The organism is Dyadobacter sp. BHUBP1, assembly GCF_050587785.1.
GTDB lineage: Bacteria > Bacteroidota > Bacteroidia > Cytophagales > Spirosomataceae > Dyadobacter.
In genome coordinates this window covers 250,953-271,137 of sequence record NZ_JBOBIH010000001.1, presented here as the reverse complement: position 1 = coordinate 271,137, position 20,185 = coordinate 250,953, and the positions used below count along the sequence as shown (strand labels likewise).

9 protein-coding genes are annotated in these 20,185 nt (G+C 48.2%); 2 read left to right on the top strand and 7 right to left on the bottom strand.

All coding sequences use genetic code 11. The features are described from left to right. Positions 1-3: 3 nt before the first annotated feature. The 5 genes from ACQ4MZ_RS01030 to ACQ4MZ_RS01010 all read right to left on the bottom strand — a co-directional run bounded on the left by ACQ4MZ_RS01030 (position 4) and on the right by ACQ4MZ_RS01010 (position 11,920). Positions 4-3,306, bottom strand: a complete 3,303-nt coding sequence (locus ACQ4MZ_RS01030; RefSeq protein ID WP_430842074.1) for a VCBS repeat-containing protein — start codon at positions 3,304-3,306, stop codon at positions 4-6. 51 nt (positions 3,307-3,357) lie between these two features. Further along, entirely contained in the window at positions 3,358-6,696 is a 3,339-nt protein-coding gene (locus ACQ4MZ_RS01025) for a VCBS repeat-containing protein (protein ID WP_430842072.1), read from the bottom strand. Continuing rightward, positions 6,696-7,280 carry a hypothetical protein gene (locus ACQ4MZ_RS01020; RefSeq protein WP_430842070.1) on the bottom strand — a complete coding sequence of 195 codons (585 nt, stop codon included), beginning with the start codon at positions 7,278-7,280 and terminating at the stop codon, positions 6,696-6,698. The genes ACQ4MZ_RS01025 and ACQ4MZ_RS01020 overlap by 1 nt, the downstream gene beginning before the upstream one ends. Positions 7,281-7,348: 68 nt before the next feature. Next, the gene (locus ACQ4MZ_RS01015) at positions 7,349-8,839 is read right to left on the bottom strand and encodes a RagB/SusD family nutrient uptake outer membrane protein (RefSeq protein ID WP_430842068.1); all 1,491 of its coding nucleotides are present in this window, start codon (positions 8,837-8,839) and stop codon (positions 7,349-7,351) included. A 12-nt stretch (positions 8,840-8,851) separates the two neighbouring features. Further along, positions 8,852-11,920, bottom strand: a complete 3,069-nt coding sequence (locus ACQ4MZ_RS01010; RefSeq protein ID WP_430842066.1) for a SusC/RagA family TonB-linked outer membrane protein — start codon at positions 11,918-11,920, stop codon at positions 8,852-8,854. A gap of 410 nt (positions 11,921-12,330) precedes the next feature. Here ACQ4MZ_RS01010 and ACQ4MZ_RS01005 point away from each other — a divergent pair, with 410 nt between their 5' ends. Beyond that, on the top strand, positions 12,331-15,306 hold the full coding sequence (locus ACQ4MZ_RS01005) for an FAD-binding and (Fe-S)-binding domain-containing protein (protein WP_430842064.1): 2,976 nt from the start codon (positions 12,331-12,333) through the stop codon (positions 15,304-15,306). Between the two features lie 57 nt (positions 15,307-15,363). Here the strand turns inward: ACQ4MZ_RS01005 and ACQ4MZ_RS01000 are convergent, their stop codons facing one another. Beyond that, on the bottom strand, positions 15,364-15,996 hold the full coding sequence (locus tag ACQ4MZ_RS01000) for an NAD(P)-dependent oxidoreductase (protein WP_430842062.1): 633 nt from the start codon (positions 15,994-15,996) through the stop codon (positions 15,364-15,366). A gap of 268 nt (positions 15,997-16,264) precedes the next feature. On the opposite strand from ACQ4MZ_RS01000, the gene ACQ4MZ_RS00995 reads away from it, so the two are divergent. Further along, positions 16,265-17,386 (top strand): ATP-binding protein, encoded by a 1,122-nt coding sequence (locus ACQ4MZ_RS00995; protein ID WP_430842060.1) that lies wholly within the window; start codon positions 16,265-16,267, stop codon positions 17,384-17,386. Here ACQ4MZ_RS00995 and ACQ4MZ_RS00990 read toward each other — a convergent pair. Next, positions 17,376-20,147, bottom strand: a complete 2,772-nt coding sequence (locus tag ACQ4MZ_RS00990) for a DUF5686 and carboxypeptidase regulatory-like domain-containing protein (protein WP_430842058.1) — start codon at positions 20,145-20,147, stop codon at positions 17,376-17,378. The two genes, ACQ4MZ_RS00995 and ACQ4MZ_RS00990, sit on opposite strands and share 11 nt — an antisense overlap. Between the last annotated feature and the right edge of the window lie 38 nt (positions 20,148-20,185).

Here is a 20,185-nt window from a genome sequence, read left to right as displayed (position 1 = left end):
ATATTATTTTTTCTCCTTAATCACCATCAACCTGTCATCGTTACGCGCGGCTACAACCGCCGTACCAGTTTTCAGTTGAATGCGCTTTGACCGCTTCACTTGCCCACGAACTTGCAGGCCATTAAGCGGCTCGGGGGCAAAGTTGCAGTTCCCTTTGTTGATAAGCACCGTGCCGTAGTCTGCATCGTAACGGCCCATTTGAATATTGCAGTCGTAAAAATTACCCATCAGCAGTACGTCCGGCAGTTTGTCGCCGTTGGCGTCGATGATCTGTGCATCGTAGAATGGCCCCCATTGCGCACGCCCGGGCAATGCGCTCATCGTGAAATTTCCTTTACCGTCGTTTACGAGAATCGCATTATGAAAATAATCGGCCGCGAGAATTTGGGATTTCTCAAGTTTATCAGCTCCGACAATATCAGCGAGACTGGCTTTTGCAAACTCGGTAGCATAAATGTACTTTTTCCGGATTACAGGCATTTGCTTCTCCATTTCCATTTTCGTGGGAAAAAGCGCCTCCTTACCATTCAGAAACGTGGTCAATAAAGGTTCCTTACGACCGTTGCCATCAAAATCATTGATGTACATTTTCACTGGTTCCTGTGCCGAGGCTTTCAAACGACTGTTAAGGCCCAGGTTACCCGCCAGAATATCCAGGTCGCCATCGCCGTCAAAGTCATAAGGCATCGCGAAATTCCACCAGCCTTTACGGTCGGTGAGCACTTTCTTCTCAAATGCATTACCGCTTCTTTCAAAAACACAAATGCAGTCCCATTCCAGTGCTAACACAATGTCCTGCTTACCATCTTTATTCATATCCGCGAGTCGCGCGCTGCGTACATAGCCGATTGTCGCCAATTCGGGTGCATACCGGGCAGTGACGTCAGAAAACTTACCGGTACCATCGTTTTGAAGCAGGTAGGAACGTGGTTTTTCTCCGTAATTAAGCGGGACAGCCCTCCCACCGATGAAAAGATCGACGCGACCGTCGCCCGTAAAATCAAAGGGGACAATGCAAGAGGCGGTCACGAAAATGTTGGTAAACGCATCCTCTTTCGGCGTGAGGTTCCCTTTACCATCGTTCAGGTAAATGCGCGGCCTCTGGTAGGGTGAGTTGTTGCTGAACTCGTTCCCCCCTGTTGCCACCACAAGGTCGGGGTGCCCGTCTTTATTCACATCGGCCCACTCTGCATCCACCTCCTCATAAGTGCTATCGCTGATGAATGCAGGCTGCTGCAATTCCGTGAACCTCCCGGCAACATTCTGGACAAACAAATGGCTCCGCAGCATTTTCGACGAGCCGACATAAATATCTTCGAGGCCGTCGTGATTAATATCTGCAATTGCTATCGCCGGGCCTTCGGCCGTTACTTCGAACGGGATCAGTGAATTCCGGTCAAACTCAATGAAATTATTCTCTTCGTGCCGGAAATCCAGTCCTAGCTTACCTGAAATGTCTTCAAATGCAAAAGCCTTGCTTTCCTTGCTCTGCCTGAATGCGGTGTAGTCAAAAACAGGCAATCCTTGTCTATAAGTAATGGATAACGAATCGGTCAAATCCTCTGTCTTAAGAACCTGATAACGATTATCCGGCCAGATCACTACCATGGAATCAATCTCCGCCTTCTCACCGAGCCCTATGTTCAAGGGCACTTCCATGCTCGACTGAAACCCGCGCACCGGAAATTTCTCGTAGCTCAGCACATTATCCTTTTTAAACACAAGACATTTCGCCCCGATCGCATTCAGATTTCCTTCTTTGCCTTTAAGATACAGGCGCAGAAAGTCGTGCTTCAACTTCTTGCTGTTCAGATTTTCGTAAACAAAAGCCTTCTCATTGATATTGTTCGTCACAATATCCAGATCGCCATCGTTGTCCAGGTCTGCATAAACAGCTCCGTTGGAATACGATATTTTATCATTTTTGATATTTGGGGCCAAATCGTCAAACGAAAGCGCTCCTTTGTTACGAAAGAACTTATTGGGCAGCTTGATTTCCGGCAACTTGTCGACCAGGCTGGGGTCGTTTTCATCGAAATTTTTGTTGCGGATCTTTTCCTGTACCACGTCGTCGGATACGAACTTGATGTAGTCTGTGTCGTTCATCCGCTTCGGAATGCCATTCGAAATGAATAGATCCTTCAAGCCATCATTGTCAAAATCCGCGAACAGCGCCGCCCATGACCAGTCCGTCGCATGCATGCCTGCGAAGGCACCAATTTCACTGAAAGTGCCGTTTCCGTTATTGAATTGCAGATTATTCCGCGCAAACTGGTAATTATAACCCTGCCGGATCTTATATTTGAAAATGCTGTAACTATCCTCTCCTTCTGATTTTTTCAGGATTTCGTAGTCTGAAGGGAGCATATCCAACGACACGATTTCCGGCAACGCATCATTATTCAGATCGCCAATATCGACGCCCATCGAAAACTGACTCGTGTGCATCAAAGCTGAATCCGTTTGATCGCTGAAACGACCATTTTTCTGATTGATATACAAATAGTCATTCTCGTGGAAATCGTTGCCAATGTACATATCCGGATAGCCATCAAAATTGATGTCGCCTACCCCGAGACCCAACCCATAGCCCAAAGCTGAGCTGTGAATGCCCGCCTCCTTCGTGATTTCTACGAACTTGCCGTTCTCGTTGCGGAACAATTTATCGCCCGCGAGCGGATGTACAGTGTCTTTGAATAGATCGCGCCGCCCGAACGTGCCGTTCTGATGGACCGAATGGTTGAGTTGGAACATATCCAGGTCGCCGTCCAGATCATAGTCGAAAAACAATGCCTGTGTGCCGAAAACAACCAGATCGAGGCCGTATTCCTTGGATCTTTCCTCGTAAACAGGAATGCCTTCCGGCGTGATTCTCTGGCATTCAAATAGCAGGTTATGGCCTTTCATATTCTCAAAATCGCCAACCTGACTAATGTAAATGTCCAGCAAACCGTCCTGGTTAATGTCCACCACGGAAACCCCGTTGGACCATCCCTTATCCGCCGAAAAATGGGCTTTTGCCGTTACATCCTCGAATTTCAAGCCCGAGCGGTTCAGGTAAATGCGGTTAGGCTCTTGATTGCCGGTAAAGCACAGGTCTATCAAGCCGTCGTTGTTCAGGTCACCGGCACCGACACCCCCTCCATTATAGAAGTACATATAATAGAAGATATTGAAATCCTTCGTCGGTTTGAGGGTGTTGGAAAAATCGATCCCCGTGCGCTCGGCAGTATGCAGCTCAAAATCATAATCAACCGGTTCCTCTTTTCCACCGCAGGCGAATGCTAGCGCCGCTAAAAAGACCATCCGGCACTTTTTCAATATCGAATCAAATGAATGAGGATTCAGCAAAACGAATTACAGTTTGTTGATTTTAAATAAAACCGGCGCGGCATTGTTGACAAGATTAATGAGGTAAGGCTGCCCCGCGATTCGGATCGGGCTGATTTGCTTCACTTCGCCATCCAGTGCGTAACCGCTCTGAACGGCCTGTAAAACCTCGAATTGCATATTGCCCTTGTTGATCAGCACATTGCCCCGGCATGCATCGAGACTTCCGAGCTGCGGAATAAAATGCGTGAAATTGCCCCCCACAATGAGGTCAGGCTTACCATCATGGTTTACATCTTCGCTTTGAATCGCATTCAGGCACGAAAACTGCGCCATATAAGGCAATGCAACGAGCTTAAACTGCCCCTTGCCATTATTCATTGCGACGGCAGATTGCAGGTAAGTCACCGATTTTTCCACCGCTGATTTCAGCAGATCTGCCGGGAAAAGTTCTTGCACAGTGAGCACTGCGTACTCCGAATGTTTAATGCTCTTCTTTTTCAGAAACGGAAACTGGGTAGTCATTTCACGTTTCAGTAACACAGGCAGGTCTTTGGAATCGACCGTTTTGGAAATGACTTTCTCGATCGTACCATTTTTGTTAAAGTCGTTAATCCAGATTTTCAGGGGCGCATCCGCGTTCGCTTTGAGTGAAAAGTTCTCACCTATGTTGCCCAGGACCAGATCCTGGTAACCATCGCCGTTGAAATCACCCGTTTTGAGCGCGCCCCAGAAGCCCGAATAACCTTCAAGGCCAGTGGCAATCTTCTTAAATGCACCGTTTGAAAACTTGAATGCCGCAGGCGCCATCCAGTCGCCTACTACCACCAGTTCCTTCTGTCCGTCTCCATCGACATCGACCCATGCTGCGTCGCGCACCATTCCCACTTTGGCCAGTTCAGGCGCGATCGCTTTTGCTACTTCTTTAAAAACACCATTCCCATCGTTCTGATAAATGTAGCTCCGGGGACTGGAACCATATTCACGCGGCACGCTCCGACTGCCGACAAACAAATCGATATCACCGTCGTGGTCGTAGTCTTCGGCGACGATTACCGCCGTGTTCATCGCATTAGGCGGTAATGCGCGGTTATTAAGCGTGAAATTACCTTTTCCGTCGTTCAGGTACAGGCGTGTGGGTAGGTCGGGGCTTGACACAAGGCTTTCATTGCCTCCGCTTCCGACCACGAGATCACGGTCGCCATCGCCATCCGCATCGAAAAACAACGCGGCAGTGTCCTCAAATCCGGCCAGGTCGCTGAATACCTTTTGCGGTGATTTTATAAACTGCCCCCCTTTTTGGAAATACAATTGCCCACCCTGGCCTTTACCACCGCACACATAAATATCATCCAGTCCGTCGCCATTCACATCACCAATTGCCGCCTTCGGGCCCTCCTGCGACAGCATAACGGGGATATTCCGCTCATTATAAAAATCCTCGTAGCGATTTTCCTGGTGAGCTCCCAGCCCCTTCGCGGATACATTCGTCAACATTTGTCCCTGCCGCGCTACGGGGCCACTGTATATAGCCGTAGCGTCAGCAATGGTGAGGGTCAGCAGCGTATCAGATTTTACATTCTTCAGGCTTGTCACTTTGCTGGTCGGCCACAACACACGTACAGAGTCAATTTTTGCGATTTTCCCTAAACCGATGGTTAACGGATATTCCGTACTCGACTGGAATCCTCGCGACGGATTAACTTGCCTGCTGAATACTTGTCCGCCCACATAGACCTCTACTTTGGAACCGATAGCACGGGTATTCATTCGCTCTCCCTTCAAGCTTAGTTTAATGTAATGGTTCTTTTCCGGTCGCGCGTCCGATTTATTTCTATACACAAAGCATGGCTCGTTCACATTATTGACAATCAGATCCAGGTCGCCGTCGTTATCGAGGTCACCGTACGCAGCACCGTTGGAAAACGAAGGCTTTCCGAAACCGAATTCTTTCGCCTTTTCCCTGAATTGGAGGTTTCCTTCATTATGAAAGAAATTGTTTGCAATAGGCGTCGAAGGCATCCGGTCAATGATATTTTGCATATTCTGCTTTTCGCCGGACATCACCATTCTTTGGGTCACTTCATTGGCAAAAAAATCGATAAAGTCCTGATCCAGGATATCGTGATAAATGCCATTGCTCACATAAATATCTGTTTTGGAGTCGTTATCGGCATCAAAAAGCAACGCCCCCCAGCTCCAATCGCTCGCCGCCACACCCGAATAGTTGGCAATCTCGCTGAATGTCCCATCCTGATTGTTGAATTGCAGGCTATTCTGCATATACTGGTTATAAAACCCCTTCTCCTTTTTCAGGTTAAAAAGATAGTGGTTTTCGAAGGAAGTCGTTGTTTTATAGCGGTACTCGTCGCGCGGAAGCATGTCCGTCACAAACAGTTCGGGATAGCCATCGTTATTAATGTCAGCAAGATCTGCACCCATCGATGCGAGGCTCGTATGCTTCATGCGCTTTTCGAGCTCCTCCGAGAATGTGCCGTCCTTTTGGTTGATGTACAAATAGTCTTTTTCGTAAAAGTCGTTGCAGACATAGATATCCGGGTACAGATCACCGTTGATATCCCCAACTGTCACACCAAGCCCAAAGCCGATCAGGCTGCCATAGATACCAGCCTCCTCACTCACATCCAGGAATTTACCTCCGTTATTGCGAAACAGCTTGGCACCACCGCCTTTGAGAAAATCCTTCACCGGCCAATCCTTCGCGCGCAGGTTTCGGTCGTTGGCATAATTAAGCGTATTAACCGGTATAAAGCTGTTATTCAACACGTAACAATCCAGATCGCCATCCAGGTCATAATCCAGGAATGCGGCATGCGTGGAGTAGCCCGCTTCGTCGAGACCGTATTTTTTGGCCGACTCAGTGAAAGTAAGGTCACCGTTATTGATGTAAAGTGAATTGCCCTGTTTGTTCAAAAACTTCTGATACCCTGCATTACACACATAAATATCGAGCAGGTTATCCCCATTCACATCGGCCATCACCACTCCCGTGCTCCATTTGTCTGGTTCGGCTACACCCGCTTTGGCGGTGATATCCTCAAATTTCCAGTTGCCTTTGTTCAGGTAAAGTTTGTTTTCACCCATGTTGGCCGTAAAGTATATGTCGGGCAATCCGTCATTATTAATATCGCCAATCGACACGCCGCCCCCATTGTAGAAGTTTCGGTAGTTGAATATATTGATATCTTCCCGGTCTTCGACTTTGTTTACGAAATCAATGCCGGTTTCGGTGGCGTCCATTTGCTGGAACAGGCCATCGGGCTGCTCGTCGGGATTATTGCAGGAAGTACATATCAGAAGAAAAAACACAATCGCCTGATGCAACTTGAAAAATCTTGTAGTCATTAGTTTGAATGCGTAGAACCAAATACTTCTTTTTCGCTAACGTCGCCAAAGCTTACAGCGGGTCTTTTACAAATTACGATCCCTTCCAACGGCAGCAGCTTATCGGGCGCTTGGAAGTCGCTGTATGGACCAGCTTCACCTTTTATCTCAAAAATCATTTTTTCCCTGTCTAATGTAACAAGCGAAATGGTACCGTTTGTCATCATATAGCCTTCGCCAATCAGCTTTTGTCTGTCGGTAAGCTTCCCGAATTTCAGGCTGGCAGCTCCCTGTCCTTCTGCTTTTATGGTAGCTTCCACCGGTTGTTTGGCGTACCACTCATTTTTGACGATACTGATCATCGTCCGGCCGTCAAACTGGTCGGTTAGCGTAAGGCTGAGCACATTGCTGGAAGCCAGCATCTGGCACGTAAAGACGCTTTGGCCGGGGTAAAACGGCTTTCCCCCGATCGTCAGCAGGGCCTTCGCCTGATTGTCATTCAAAGAGCCAAAATATTCTTCTGCTTGATCTGCTGCAGCATTCTTGCATCCCGCACCGATTGCCGCCAGCAGGCATATCAGCGCCATTCTCTTTACAATTCTCATTTACACATCAAAAAACAAAAATGCTCGAACTAATCGAGCATTTTTGACAATACTAAACTATGAATTTATCAATATCCCGGGTTCTGAACAAGATTGGGGTTGGACACCAATGCTGATGTCGGGATTGGATAGAGTACCGTGTAGGCATCCGATTTAGTCACACCTGGTCCGGTCAGGAATTTACCGAACCGAATCTCGATGGTACGTTTGTTCCCTTCCCAATAGAGCTCCCTTCCTATCTCCGCGAACAGATTTTCGGCATTAAGCGAAGCCAAAGTAGATGCCCCCCTAGTGGTTCGCAAAGTATTAATCTGCGTCAATGCAGCGGCGGCATTTCCACCACGCAGCAATGCTTCCGCTTTCATCAGGTAGGCTTCCGCGTATCGCATTAGGATATACTTTCCTGAGTTAGCCGGGTGATACTTGATAACCCGTATTCCTTTATCGGTTGCAGCGCCGACAAGTGGCACATCCTTGGTGAAAGCCAATGGACGTTTGGTCCGTGTATCTATGATTTGCTCGCCCTTATCATTGTATTGCTGACCCAGCAGAAACCCTAAGCCGATACCGGAATATTGAGATCCGTTCTTTTTGGCCGGCGCACCGATACGCGTATCTTTCGCCTCAAAAGTATCGTAGAACTCTGCCAGCGTAGTGAAGCCGTTCCAGCCGGACGGGTTCTGGTCATAGTGCAATGTCATAAACCAGCGGTTCTGCGCTGTTCCTTCCATTACCACCAGGATAGGCTCGGTTTTCGCCGCAGATGAGAACGCATTGAAATAGTCTTTCTCCAAAGAATAACCATCCGCAGTAATTGCATCTACATAAGCAACAACCTTGTCCATATCGGCCTTATCAAAGGTATACGGTCCTTCCGGCGTAGTCGACTTGTAAACGGCCTTATTCAGGTACAACTTTGCAAGGAGCCAGTTGGCAGCTGCTTTGGAAGCCGTTCCATTGGTCACCGACGGTCCTGTTTTGGGTAAATTGGGAAGTGCTTCTTCCAGATCTTTTACAATGAAATCAAATGCTTCTGACCGTTTCATAACCGATGGCAGATCATTGACACCCTGAGTAACCTCTCTGAATGGCACGACACCCCAATAATCCATCACCTGGAACATATTGAATGCGCGAAGAAATTGAGCTTGCGCTTTCTGCTGAGGATTCGGATCGGAAGCTATTATTTCGTTAGCGCGATACGCACGTTGATTCAAGGCATTCCACGCGCTCAGAACGTAGGAGTGCGAAGCATTCCAAGTGTGCGTATCCAGCGTTCTCCATACCCCATTATCGCCCCAGTCAGTTCCTCTTGTAGGTGGAATCATTTCTCCCGTTACATGCTCGCCAAGCGCGTAAATCCCGGCCTGATCGGAATACGTTGACAAATCCTTATAGGCCGACGCCAATGCTTCTGGAACGTCCTTGATCTTTACAAATCCTTCGTTCCCTACAGGCGTCACAATCGAGTCAACCTCATCGGTAACGAGGTCAGTACAGCCCGCAGATAGCGCAAGCAAACCGACAATATATAATTTATGAATGCTATATTTTTTCATTTCTGTAACCAATTAAAAAGATATGTTCGCACCAATTGTCCACGTCCTTGCCCTCGGGTATGCCGTGTAGTCTATACCGAATGATGGGATACCCTCTCTTTCTTTGTTGGTGTTAACTTCTGGATCCTGACCGCTGTAATTGGTGAATGTCAACAAGTTCTGTCCCGTGATGAAAACCCGTGCATTTGAAAAAATCTTGCTCTTAACCGGCACGCGGTAACCCAGCGTCAAATTTTGCAAACGTACAAAATCTCCCTTTTCGAGAAAACGTGACGAAACTTCCGGTGAGTACAATGAAGATTCTCCATTTCCGATCACATCTTTTGTTACGTTACGGCCATTTTCAAATGAACCGATTGTAAAGAAGGCGTTGCGAGTGTTGGAATAAATGTAATTGCCAAATACTCCGTTAAAAAACAGGCTAAGGTCAAAGTTGCCATACCTTAAATTGTTGGTCAAACCAGCCGTAACTTTTGGAAGCGGGCTTTTGCCGACAAACATCTGCACGTCGTCCCCAATTGCATACTTAGGCTTGCCGTTTTCGTCAAACCCCTGGAAATCCCGAACGTAATACGCAAACAATGGCTGACCAGCTTCCAATTGCTGCGCAAATGCACCTGAAAGACCTTGACCGTTAATTTCCCCTGTCTGATAGCTGCCTTGCAAATCTTTAATAAGGTTTTTATTGTAGGAAATATTAAAAAGTGCTTCCCAAGAGAATTTCTTGCCGTCGATAATAGCTGCATTAAGTCCCAACTCGATACCCTTATTTTGAATGTCCGTATCAAGGTTACGATAAACAAACGGATTGGGAGCGGGTTGAGCCGCGATCACTTTGAAAAGCAGATCACGCGTGCTCTTGTTGTACAAATCGATACTACCGCCAAGGCGTCCTTTGAAAAACGAGAAGTCAATACCGATGTTAGACGCTACTGTAGACTCCCATTTCAGGTCGGGATTGTTGAACGCCACCGCTCCGGAGCCTCCGCCAGAAATGTTGGTGCCTGTATCATTAATAGTGTAGTCGCTGTAACGATCACGGCGATCATACACGTTGTGCGGAATAGCTTGGTTACCAGTCAGACCGTAGCCAATACGTAGGGACAAGTCCGTAAACACATCCTTAGGAATGAAGTTTTCTTCTACCAGCTTCCATTTAAATGCACCCGACGGGAAGTATCCGTATTTGTTATTGCCTCCGAACTTGGAAGAACCATCCACACGCAATGTACCGGTAAACAAGTACTTGGAATTTGTTCCAAACCCGAGATTTACTCGACCAAAATAAGATTGCAGTTCATCTTTCACGAAGCTCGAATTTTGAATCACCGAACCCACGGTTGCCACAGCGGTCTCATCCTTTGGCGTTACCGTTCCGGCTATTGCCAAGTTGTTGATCATCAAGTCGAGGTCATTGGTACGGAAACGTGTTGCCGTTACATTTTTAGTACCAATTTCAAAGCTTTGGTAAGAGTATCCAAGCAATGCATTCAGTGTTACATTGCCAAACTCTTTGTCATATGTAAAATAGTTTTCCCAAAGCTGGTTATTCGTTTCTACGTCGCGGACATACACACGTCCCAGGTCCCGGATACCAGTCACATACAAATCTTTGGAATAGGCCTGTTTCCGGGAAGCCATAGATTTATCAAAGCCCAGTACGGTTTTAAACTTCAATCCTTTAAAGATTTCCAATTCCGCATTGATATTACCCAGCGCGCGGAGCGTGTTGTTCCGGTCCTTTGAAAGATTCACAAACGCCGCAGGGTTGGGCTCTGAGTTGGTTACCTGATTGTAGGTGCCATCGGCATTGAACACGGCGCGGGTTGGGTTCGCTTTCAGAATACTACCCATCAAGTCACCTTCAAAGCCAATGTTCTCCGAAATAGGTACACCCGCATCGATCGTGTTAGCGAAGTTCAGATTGCTCCCGATGGTTAGTCTGTCATTAATAAATTTCTTCTGGCCACTGAACCCGATACTATAACGCTTCATATTCGATGTCTGAACAATACCATCCTGATTCAGATAACCCAGCGAAAAACGGTAATTGCCCGAAGCGTCGCCGCCACCGTAAGAAAGGTTATGCTGGTGCGTAAGCGCAGTTCTAAAAAGCACGTCCTGCCAGTCAGTATTAGCTCCCTGATCCTGGCCGCCCGCTGCACGGTACTCGGCGGCATTGAGCAGGTCGTATTTCTTGGTAATATTACTGATCCCCAGTGAATATCCGTAGTCCAGTGACCCTTTGCCACGTCCCTTTTTGGTCGTGATCAATACCACACCGTTCGCACCCCTGGAACCGTAAATCGCGGTTGCTGACGCATCCTTCAAGATGTCCATGCTGGCAATATCGTCCGGGTTAAGGAAGTTCAACGGGTTTTTCGCAGGCTGACGGCCAACCCCCTGATTGTCGCCGCCGCTGGAAGTATTGTCGCCACTCAAAGGCACGCCATCGACCACAAACAACGGGTTGTTACCTCCCAAAACCGACGATGTACCCCTGATACGAACGTTGATTCCACCACCCGGCTCTCCGCTCGACTGGGTGATTTGTACCCCTGCCACACGCCCCTGCATCAGTTGCTCAGGCGAGGATACGATACCTTTCTGAAAGTCTTTCGAACCCAATGCCGAAACCGCACCGGTCGCATCTTTCTTCTTCACAGTTCCGTACCCAACCACCACAACTTCCTCCAACGCTTTCACGTCTTCCGAAAGCACCACGTCCACCACCGATTTGTTGCCTACCTGCACATCCTTCGTTTCGTAGCCAATAGCGCTGAAAGTGAGGGTTGCATTGCCGGGAACGCTGATCTGGTAGTTTCCTTCTACGTCAGTATTGGTACCTTTTGTGGTTCCCTTTACCGTAATTGTCACACCGGGAATACCTCCGGTTTTTGCGTCAGTAACTTTGCCGGACACATTTACGTCCTGTGCCAGCACTTTTCCGCCGATACCCACTATGGCGAACAGCAAGGCAAAAATTCCGACATTGAAATAGAATGGTCTTGTCTTGCCGCGGGGGATACGTCCACCCGGGAGCTCATGCTGACGAAGTACATGAAAGGATAAATTCATCATAGGTTAGATATTAATTAGGTCAGATTGCTAGCCGCTTTGTATTATTTTGACATCACTTCCATTTTTAGCTCGGTAAATCCTCTTAGAAGCCTCAAAAGGTACTTTTACTGAACTTTTGTTTGAAATAATATAAAATAAACATCGCCACTTGTACAAAATAATATAAAATGCTCGGATAATGCAATATAAACCAAGCAGATATCCATCCCGAAAATGATTTAATTTCGAACAATAGTTACATATCTGTTTTAAGTCCAAATTATGTATTTGAGAAGTACAAATACAGGCACATATGCAGCTATTTTTAATTCCGATTTAACCGCTTCACCCCACTTAGCCAACATTTTGCTGGACTTCCTTCACGGTTGTGCGTAACTTTGAGTCCGTTATTTTTCCAGTTAATTGCATTTATGACATCCCCGTCTCCAATATCAGATGCAGATCTGAGTTTGCTTGCACAACGCCTCGAGGGTGACCTCTTCTACGACAATACCATGCGGACGTTATATGCAACCGACGCATCTGCCTATCGTGAAATGCCGCTTGCCGTCGCAATCCCTCAATCGATCGGCGATCTCAAGACCCTCATCTCGTATGCCACGGAAAAGAAAGTTTCGCTGGTTCCCCGTACTGCAGGCACCTCGCTCGCGGGCCAGGTAGTAGGTAACGGTATAATAGTAGACGTTTCGAAAAATTTCAATAAGATCCTTGAAATAAACGCGGAGGAACGCTGGGTACGCGTGCAGCCGGGCGTCGTGCGCGACGAGCTGAACATGGCCCTCAAACCCTATGGACTGTATTTTGGGCCTGAAACCTCCACCGCCAACCGTGCGATGATCGGCGGGATGGTTGGAAACAATTCGTGCGGTTCTAACTCGATCGTATACGGAAGCACGCGCGAGCATTTGCTGGAAGTAAAGGCGATACTGGCTGACGGCAGCGATGCGGAGTTCAAGAAGCTGAGTAGCAGCGAATTGCAGTCACTCCTCAACAATGCCCGCCAGAAAAACGGCAGCGCTTCGCTCCTGGATAAAATATACCTCAAAACGGATGCCATCCTGAACTCGCCGGAAAACCAGGCCGAGATCCGGAAAAACTTCCCTAAGCCTTCGGTAGAGCGCCGTAATACAGGTTATGCCCTCGACATGCTCCTGAACATGGAGCCTTACACGACGGGCACAGGTGCCGACAAGCCATTTAATATGTGCAGTCTGATCGCCGGGTCGGAAGGTACACTGTGTTTTCTTACGGAAATTAAGGTGAACCTGGTGCCGCTGCCACCGAAAACGCAGGGCCTCGTGTGCGTGCATTGCGACACGATCGACGAGGCGTTACGGGCGACCATCCTAACACTCAAATACGGCCCGCAGGCAGTGGAACTGATCGATGAATATGTCCTGGAATGCGCCGCTACCAACGTGGAACAGCGGAAAAATGCATTCTTCGTCAAGAACAAGCCTGACGGAAAGTTTCCCGCGATCCTGGTCGTAGACCTTTCCCGCGAGACAAAGGAGGAAGTGGAACAGCTGGCTGCCGATCTGGAAAAAGAATTCAGAGCAGCAGGTATTGGCTTTCACTATCCGTTACTGTTCGGTGATGATACCAAAAAGATATGGACGCTGCGGAAAGCCGGGCTGGGCTTGCTGGGCAATATCCCCGGCGACGAAAAGGCGGTTGCCGTAATCGAAGACACGGCGATCGACGTCTACGATCAGCCCGAATATATCCGTGAATTCAACGAGATATTGAAAAAACACGGGATGTCGGCGGTGCATTATGCGCACGCAGGCTCGGGAGAACTGCATTTGAGGCCGATTATCAACCTCAAAACCAGTGAAGGACACCGCCAGTTCAGGATGATTGCGGAAGAGATTGCGGATTTGGTGAAGAAATATGATGGCTCGCTTTCCGGCGAACATGGCGACGGCCGCCTACGCGGGGAGTTTATCCCTAAAATGGTCGGCCAGCATAACTACCAGCTTTTCAAGGACATCAAGAAAACCTGGGACCCCAACAACATTTTCAATCCGGGCAAGATCGTCGACACAGCGCCGATGGACACGTTTCTCCGGTACGAGGCCGATCAAAAAACGCCCGCATTCAAAACGAACTTTCGTTTCTACGACCAGGATATCCTGCAACACGCCGAGCAATGTAATGGCTCTGGCGACTGCCGGAAAACGCATTTGAGCGGCGGCACCATGTGTCCGAGCTTCATGGCAACGCGCAACGAAAAGGACACCACCCGCGCCCGTGCGAACATCCTGCGTGAGATGCTCACGCGCTCACCTAAGGAGAACCGTTTCGACAACAAGGAGATCAAGGAAGTCTACGACCTCTGCCTCGCCTGCAAAGGCTGCAAAGGTGAATGTCCTTCGAATGTGGACGTTGCGAAACTGAAAATGGAGTTTTTACAGCAATATCATGACGCCAACGGTATCCCCGTGCGCTCATGGCTCGTTGGCAACTTCTCCAAAATGACCGGCCTCGCCAGCTACGTTCCATGGGCATACAACCTGATTTTCAAGAATGCGCCACTTCGTAAAATCGCGAATACGGTGGTAGGTTTCCACCCCGAACGCACCATGCCGCTGCTGCACAGCACGACATTGAAAAAATGGTATGACCAACGCAAGAAAACCGCCCCGAAATCGGAGCGGAAAGTTTACCTTTTCTGCGACGAGTTTACCAATTATAATGATGTGGAAATTGGCAAAACCGCTATTCTCGCATTGGAAAAGCTCGGTTATGAGGTAACTATCCCAAATCATGGGCCTTCCGGACGGCCGCAGCTATCCAAAGGCTTGCTTAGAGACGCAAAGAAAATCGCCGAAGAGAATATCCGCCTGCTGAAAGACCTTATCTCACACGACACGCCGCTGGTCGGCATCGAACCGTCGGCGATCCTCACATTCCGCGACGAATATCCCGATCTGGTCAGCGATGAACTGGTGGAAGACACGAAAAAGGTCGCTCAGAATGCATTGCAGTTCGACGAGTTCATAGCCCGTGAAATCGAGCTCAAAAACATTACGAAAAATCAATTCACAAAAGAAAAACGGCTCATCAAGCTGCATGGACATTGTCAGCAAAAAGCCATTTCGAGCGTAATACCGACAAAAAAAATGCTTTCGCTGCCCGAAAACTACACCGTACAACTCATTCCATCGGGATGCTGCGGTATGGCCGGCTCATTCGGATATGAAAAAGAGCATTTCGACATTTCCATGCAAATCGGTGAGCTCGTACTCTTCCCGACCGTGCGGCAGCAGCCGGAGGAAGTGATTATCGCCGCCCCCGGTACCAGCTGCCGCCACCAGATTCACGACGGAACCGGCCGCAAGGCACTGCACCCGGCGGAAATCCTTTGGAATGCATTGGTTTAACATATTTGGGATGCATATAGCAAATGGCCGGCAGACGTAATTTGCCGGCCATTGCTTTTAGTTGGAGATAAACGGCGCTTTCCGCAGCCAGGTATCATCTGCTAACTGATCGATCATAAAACCGGCAATATCCGCGGCGTCGATCCTGGATCCGGGTGAATCGGTTGCGCTTATCCTCACTTCTGTGCGGTTTCCATTGAATTCAATGTACGGCACCCGCACCATGATCCATTCGACGCTACTTTCCGCCAACACCGAATAGGATTTCTGGCGATCATTATGAATGGCCGGAAACGTAGTACGCATCCACTCGGTCGCTTTCGCCGTTTCTTTACTCTTCCGGTCTGTTGGCGTATCGACATTCAGTCCAGCCAGCACGATATACCGCACCGGTCGCGTGCCTATGGCATTCAGTACATTAATACTCGCCTGGCTCGCGACTAGCGGCTCGTCCTGTCGCTGCCCCGCTGTGTTCAAAACAGCACCGCAGCCTTCCAGCAGTGCGTCCACAGCCACCGGATTGAGTACGTCGCCGTGCACGATTTCAATCAAAGGACTCTGAATTGTAAATCGCTCAGGATGCCTGAGTAACAATTTCAGCGAATAACCCTTTTCAAGGAGTTGATTGACAAGACATTGACCTGTACGGCCTCCGCCGCCAATCACCGCTATTTTTTGTATTCTTTCCATTTCTCTCTGATAAAATTTGGATGTAGCAAACTACCCCGAACGAACAGCCCGGGAGGATCACAGAAGAGCGGGGCTCAATTCTGTGTTGAAGCGGTATTTTATCAGGAGATTTTAATGTGGCAAAGGTAAGTCACAGGCCGAAACAAGCTGAAAAATACAACTAGAACTTTTCAAAATACGACTTTTTAGGAATAGATTCCCAAAAAGTCGTATTTTTTTAGGAATACATTCCCAAAAAGTTGTAATTTTAAGAAAACACAATGCCGCTATGGTCACACGAAATCTTCAAACCATACTTGAAAAAAAGTTATATGACGGCAAAGCCATTATCCTGACAGGTGCCAGGCAGGTGGGCAAAACAACATTACTGCAAAGCCTTTTCGGCAACACCGACGACACACTTTGGCTAAACGGTGACGAAGCGGATGTACGGGCGTTGTTTGACAATGCTACCTCTACCCGACTTAAAAACCTGTTTGCCGGAAAGAAAAACATCGTCATCGACGAAGCTCAGCGTATTGCTGACATTGGTGTAAAATTAAAACTGATCACCGATAATATTCCCGGAGTTCAATTGGTGGCTACCGGAAGTTCTTCTTTTGAACTTGCCAATAAAATCAACGAACCGCTTACCGGTCGGAAATGGGAGTACCAAATGTTCCCGCTTTCGTTCGGTGAAATGGTAAATCACCACGGCCTGATTGATGAACGGAGGCTGCTGCCTCAACGGCTACTTTACGGGTACTATCCTGATATCGTCAATAACCCTGGCGAGGAAAAGGAGATTTTGAAACAACTCTCGGATAGCTATTTGTACAAAGACATATTGACTTGGGAGAACATTCAGAAACCCGAAAAGCTGTTGCGTCTGTTGCAAGCACTCGCATTCCAGGTAGGATCTCAGGTTTCTTACAATGAACTGGGAACAATGTGCGGTCTCGATAATAAGACAGTTGAAAAATACATTAACCTGCTCGAACAGGTTTTCATCATTTTTCGTCTCAGCTCATTCAGTCGAAATTTGCGTAACGAGCTCAAAAGCAGTCGAAAAATCTACTTTTATGACAACGGTATCAGAAATGCTCTGATCGCCAATTTCAGCCAGCCAGAGCTGAGAACCGACATTGGAGCGTTATGGGAAAACTTCATTATTTCGGAACGAATAAAGTTTGTCAACTACAATGGAATTTGGGCAAATCAATATTACTGGCGCACCAAGGAACAAAATGAAATCGATTATCTGGAAGATATCGATGGTAAGCTGCATGCCTACGAATTCAAGTGGAGCTCCAAAGCGAAGGCTTTTTTATCCAAAACATTCAGTAATGCCTATCCCGGCAGCGAGTTTAAAATTATCCATCCCGGCAACTTCGACGAATTTATTCTCTAATTCCTCCCCAATTAATATTCATCGTAGTCCCTATCCGAAAAGCAGTATGTTTATACTTAAACCCTTCAAAACTATTTACCACTTCCAAGCGAAGGGGAAAGCGGATGCCAATATCCAGCCCATACCCTAGCTCCCCATAATTATCGGAATCCGGCGTGGCGAGATAGTGCAGCAAGAAGTTCTCCTTCACGCCCAGAATGCGGAACCAGGGAATTTGGGTTAGCAGAAACTGACGCAGTTCGGTGAGTAGATGGGCTTCAAAAAAATTATGAGAGGTGCTGTATTTGTAATAATCCAGCATCCGGAATGTACCAACAGGATCGCCAAACTGGAAGAAAAAGCGGTTGCCGGCAAAATGCTGGTAATCGGGAAACTGCAGACTGTCCCGGTTGAGAAAACTCCCCGCGGCAAGCTTATAGCGCAGGCGGCTTCGGACACCGATGTCGAAGCCATGCTCAATGCCGATGCGGACAAAATCGAAATCGACATCACTGCCCAATACATTGCGGATACCCTTCCGGTAACCAACCGACAGTTTCGGCGAATCGTCGTCATAATACGAGGTCTTGCCACCGCGGGTGCGGTACTTTTGCCAGGGCTTGTAGGAAGCCGCAATGCCGACGGTCAATGCCTGGTGGGGACGCATGGGCGTAGGCAGAGTTTTCGCATCCATCTCCGTCTCGACGTTGTAGGGAGCGTTGGAAGTATATTCGCGCCGTTTCCAGTCGATCCACCGGTACGGCGACGTCTTTTCGAGGTTCGGTAAAGCCGAGCGGTCCGCGTACTCAACGCTCGCTTTTATTTCGAAATGCTCATTTTCCCGGCCGTTTTTGAAATCGATCCGCAAGAAATCCTTTTGATACTCTTTAATAAAATTTTGCTCCAGAAACAGCGTCGTGAATGTGTTCAGCAGCGGATGCATCGGGCTCTCTCCATTAAACTGCGCAATACCCCGGCCGCCTGAAACGCTGATAGTGTTACGGGCCCAGCTATAATCGCCCACTCCGGTCACGAGCAGCTTATTGCGCCCAAACGAATACCGAGTCAACCCTCCCAGTGACCATTCCTGATCACTCTTGACAACTTCTGACTTCCCACCACCATTACCACCAGTCTTGTTGCGCCCGCCCGAATGCCGCAGCTTCAGTCCTGCCCCATTCAGCACCAGTCCCTCTACCGTATTCACCTGCACACCCGGCAATGGCCCGATGTAATCCAGTCGGTAAGGACTCTCCTTTCCGAAGCGGAAATTATGCCCGGCAAGCAGATCCCCGACACCAAATTTACCCTCTTTCTTCGGTTTAAGCGTATCACCCTTGCTCGCTTTTAAGCTATCTTTCTGTTTTTCGGAACCTTCATTCACAATCACCAGACTATCCAGCCGTGTATAGCTCTTCACCTCCGATACGGTAAGCGGTACGGTCCGGAGGGAATCCCAAAAAGCCATACTCCGTTTATTAGCCATGGAATCCACCTGCGTAGAATCCTCGCGACTCATTTTCAAGTCTACATCCTGGCCTTTCTTCTTCTTTTCTTTGAGCTCCTGCTTTTCATATTCCTTCATCATTTTTCGCAGGTTTTTAGCCGAAAACTCCTTCTGCCTGCTCACTATCTGCTCCATATTCTGCGCTTTGATCTCCCGCCCGGTCAATCGCACCTTTCTTGCTTCCTCAGCATATTTCTTGTCGTCGATCACGACAATATCAGGCTTGAAGGTAGGGTTAATTTTGACATTCGTGAACGACTGCGAAATGACGAAATCACCTTTCCCCTTGAAACCATAAATACCTCCCTCCACATGAAACTGTTGGTTAACCGGCATCCAGACACCCTGCACGGGGCTGTATACCTGCTTTATATTGAGCCGAAAACCTGTATTCACCGTCTGCAAATCCAGACTGTAAATGCTCCATTCACCTTCGATGATCTGGATTGTGCCACGGTACACCCCCTCCCCCCAATTGCGGGGTGTCACTTTGATTTTATTCACTTCAATGCCATTCTCGCGGAATGCGCCCAGGTATTCGAATTTATAATAGGCAAATGCACGCGGCGAGAGCGGCGAAACAGCTTTCACCACTTCCGGCTGATAGAAGCTCGCCAGCAGGTACATATTCGGATCGGCGATGTTCTTATCCATGCTGCTGCGCGTGGCGATTACCCGCTGTTTGTACACGTTAGGCTGCCGGAACGTGACCTCTGAGACCGTCTCATTCAGCATCGGAACGCCCTTTTTGAAATTGGCCTCCTTCTCCATTTCCTTCAACTCCTTTTTATAGAGGAACTCCATGGGCAAATCCGTGACTACAAACGACGATTTGGAATACACTTTGGCCGTATAGGCATCCACTTGGAGGAAATGGTAACGGCTTTTAGCAATAGCGCTCCGCATAATCGTGTACGCCGGGTCCTCATCCCGGGCACCAATGCGCACTTCGCCCAGGCTGAGTGCCTGCTCCTCCATCGTGAGGTCGAAGGTTAGCATTTTATCCTCGACGGTAAAGCCCTTTTGCCCGGTTTTGTAACCCAGGTATTGAAAGATTACCTCATAATATCCGGGCTTCAAATCGAGCTGATAACGGCCTTCCTCATTCGAAATCGTGCTGATGCTCGTTCCTTTGACAATGATGGCAGCAAAGGGAAGCGGCTCCCCTTTTTTGGTTTTGATAATACCCTTCACCCCGCTGGCGGGCGCCTGTGCGAAAGCAGTAAGGGATGTTGTGATGACCAGATAAAACGTGAGCAGGTACTGTTTGAGCATACGGTTTTCAGCAAGTCGGATGAATGTCTTTGTATCGG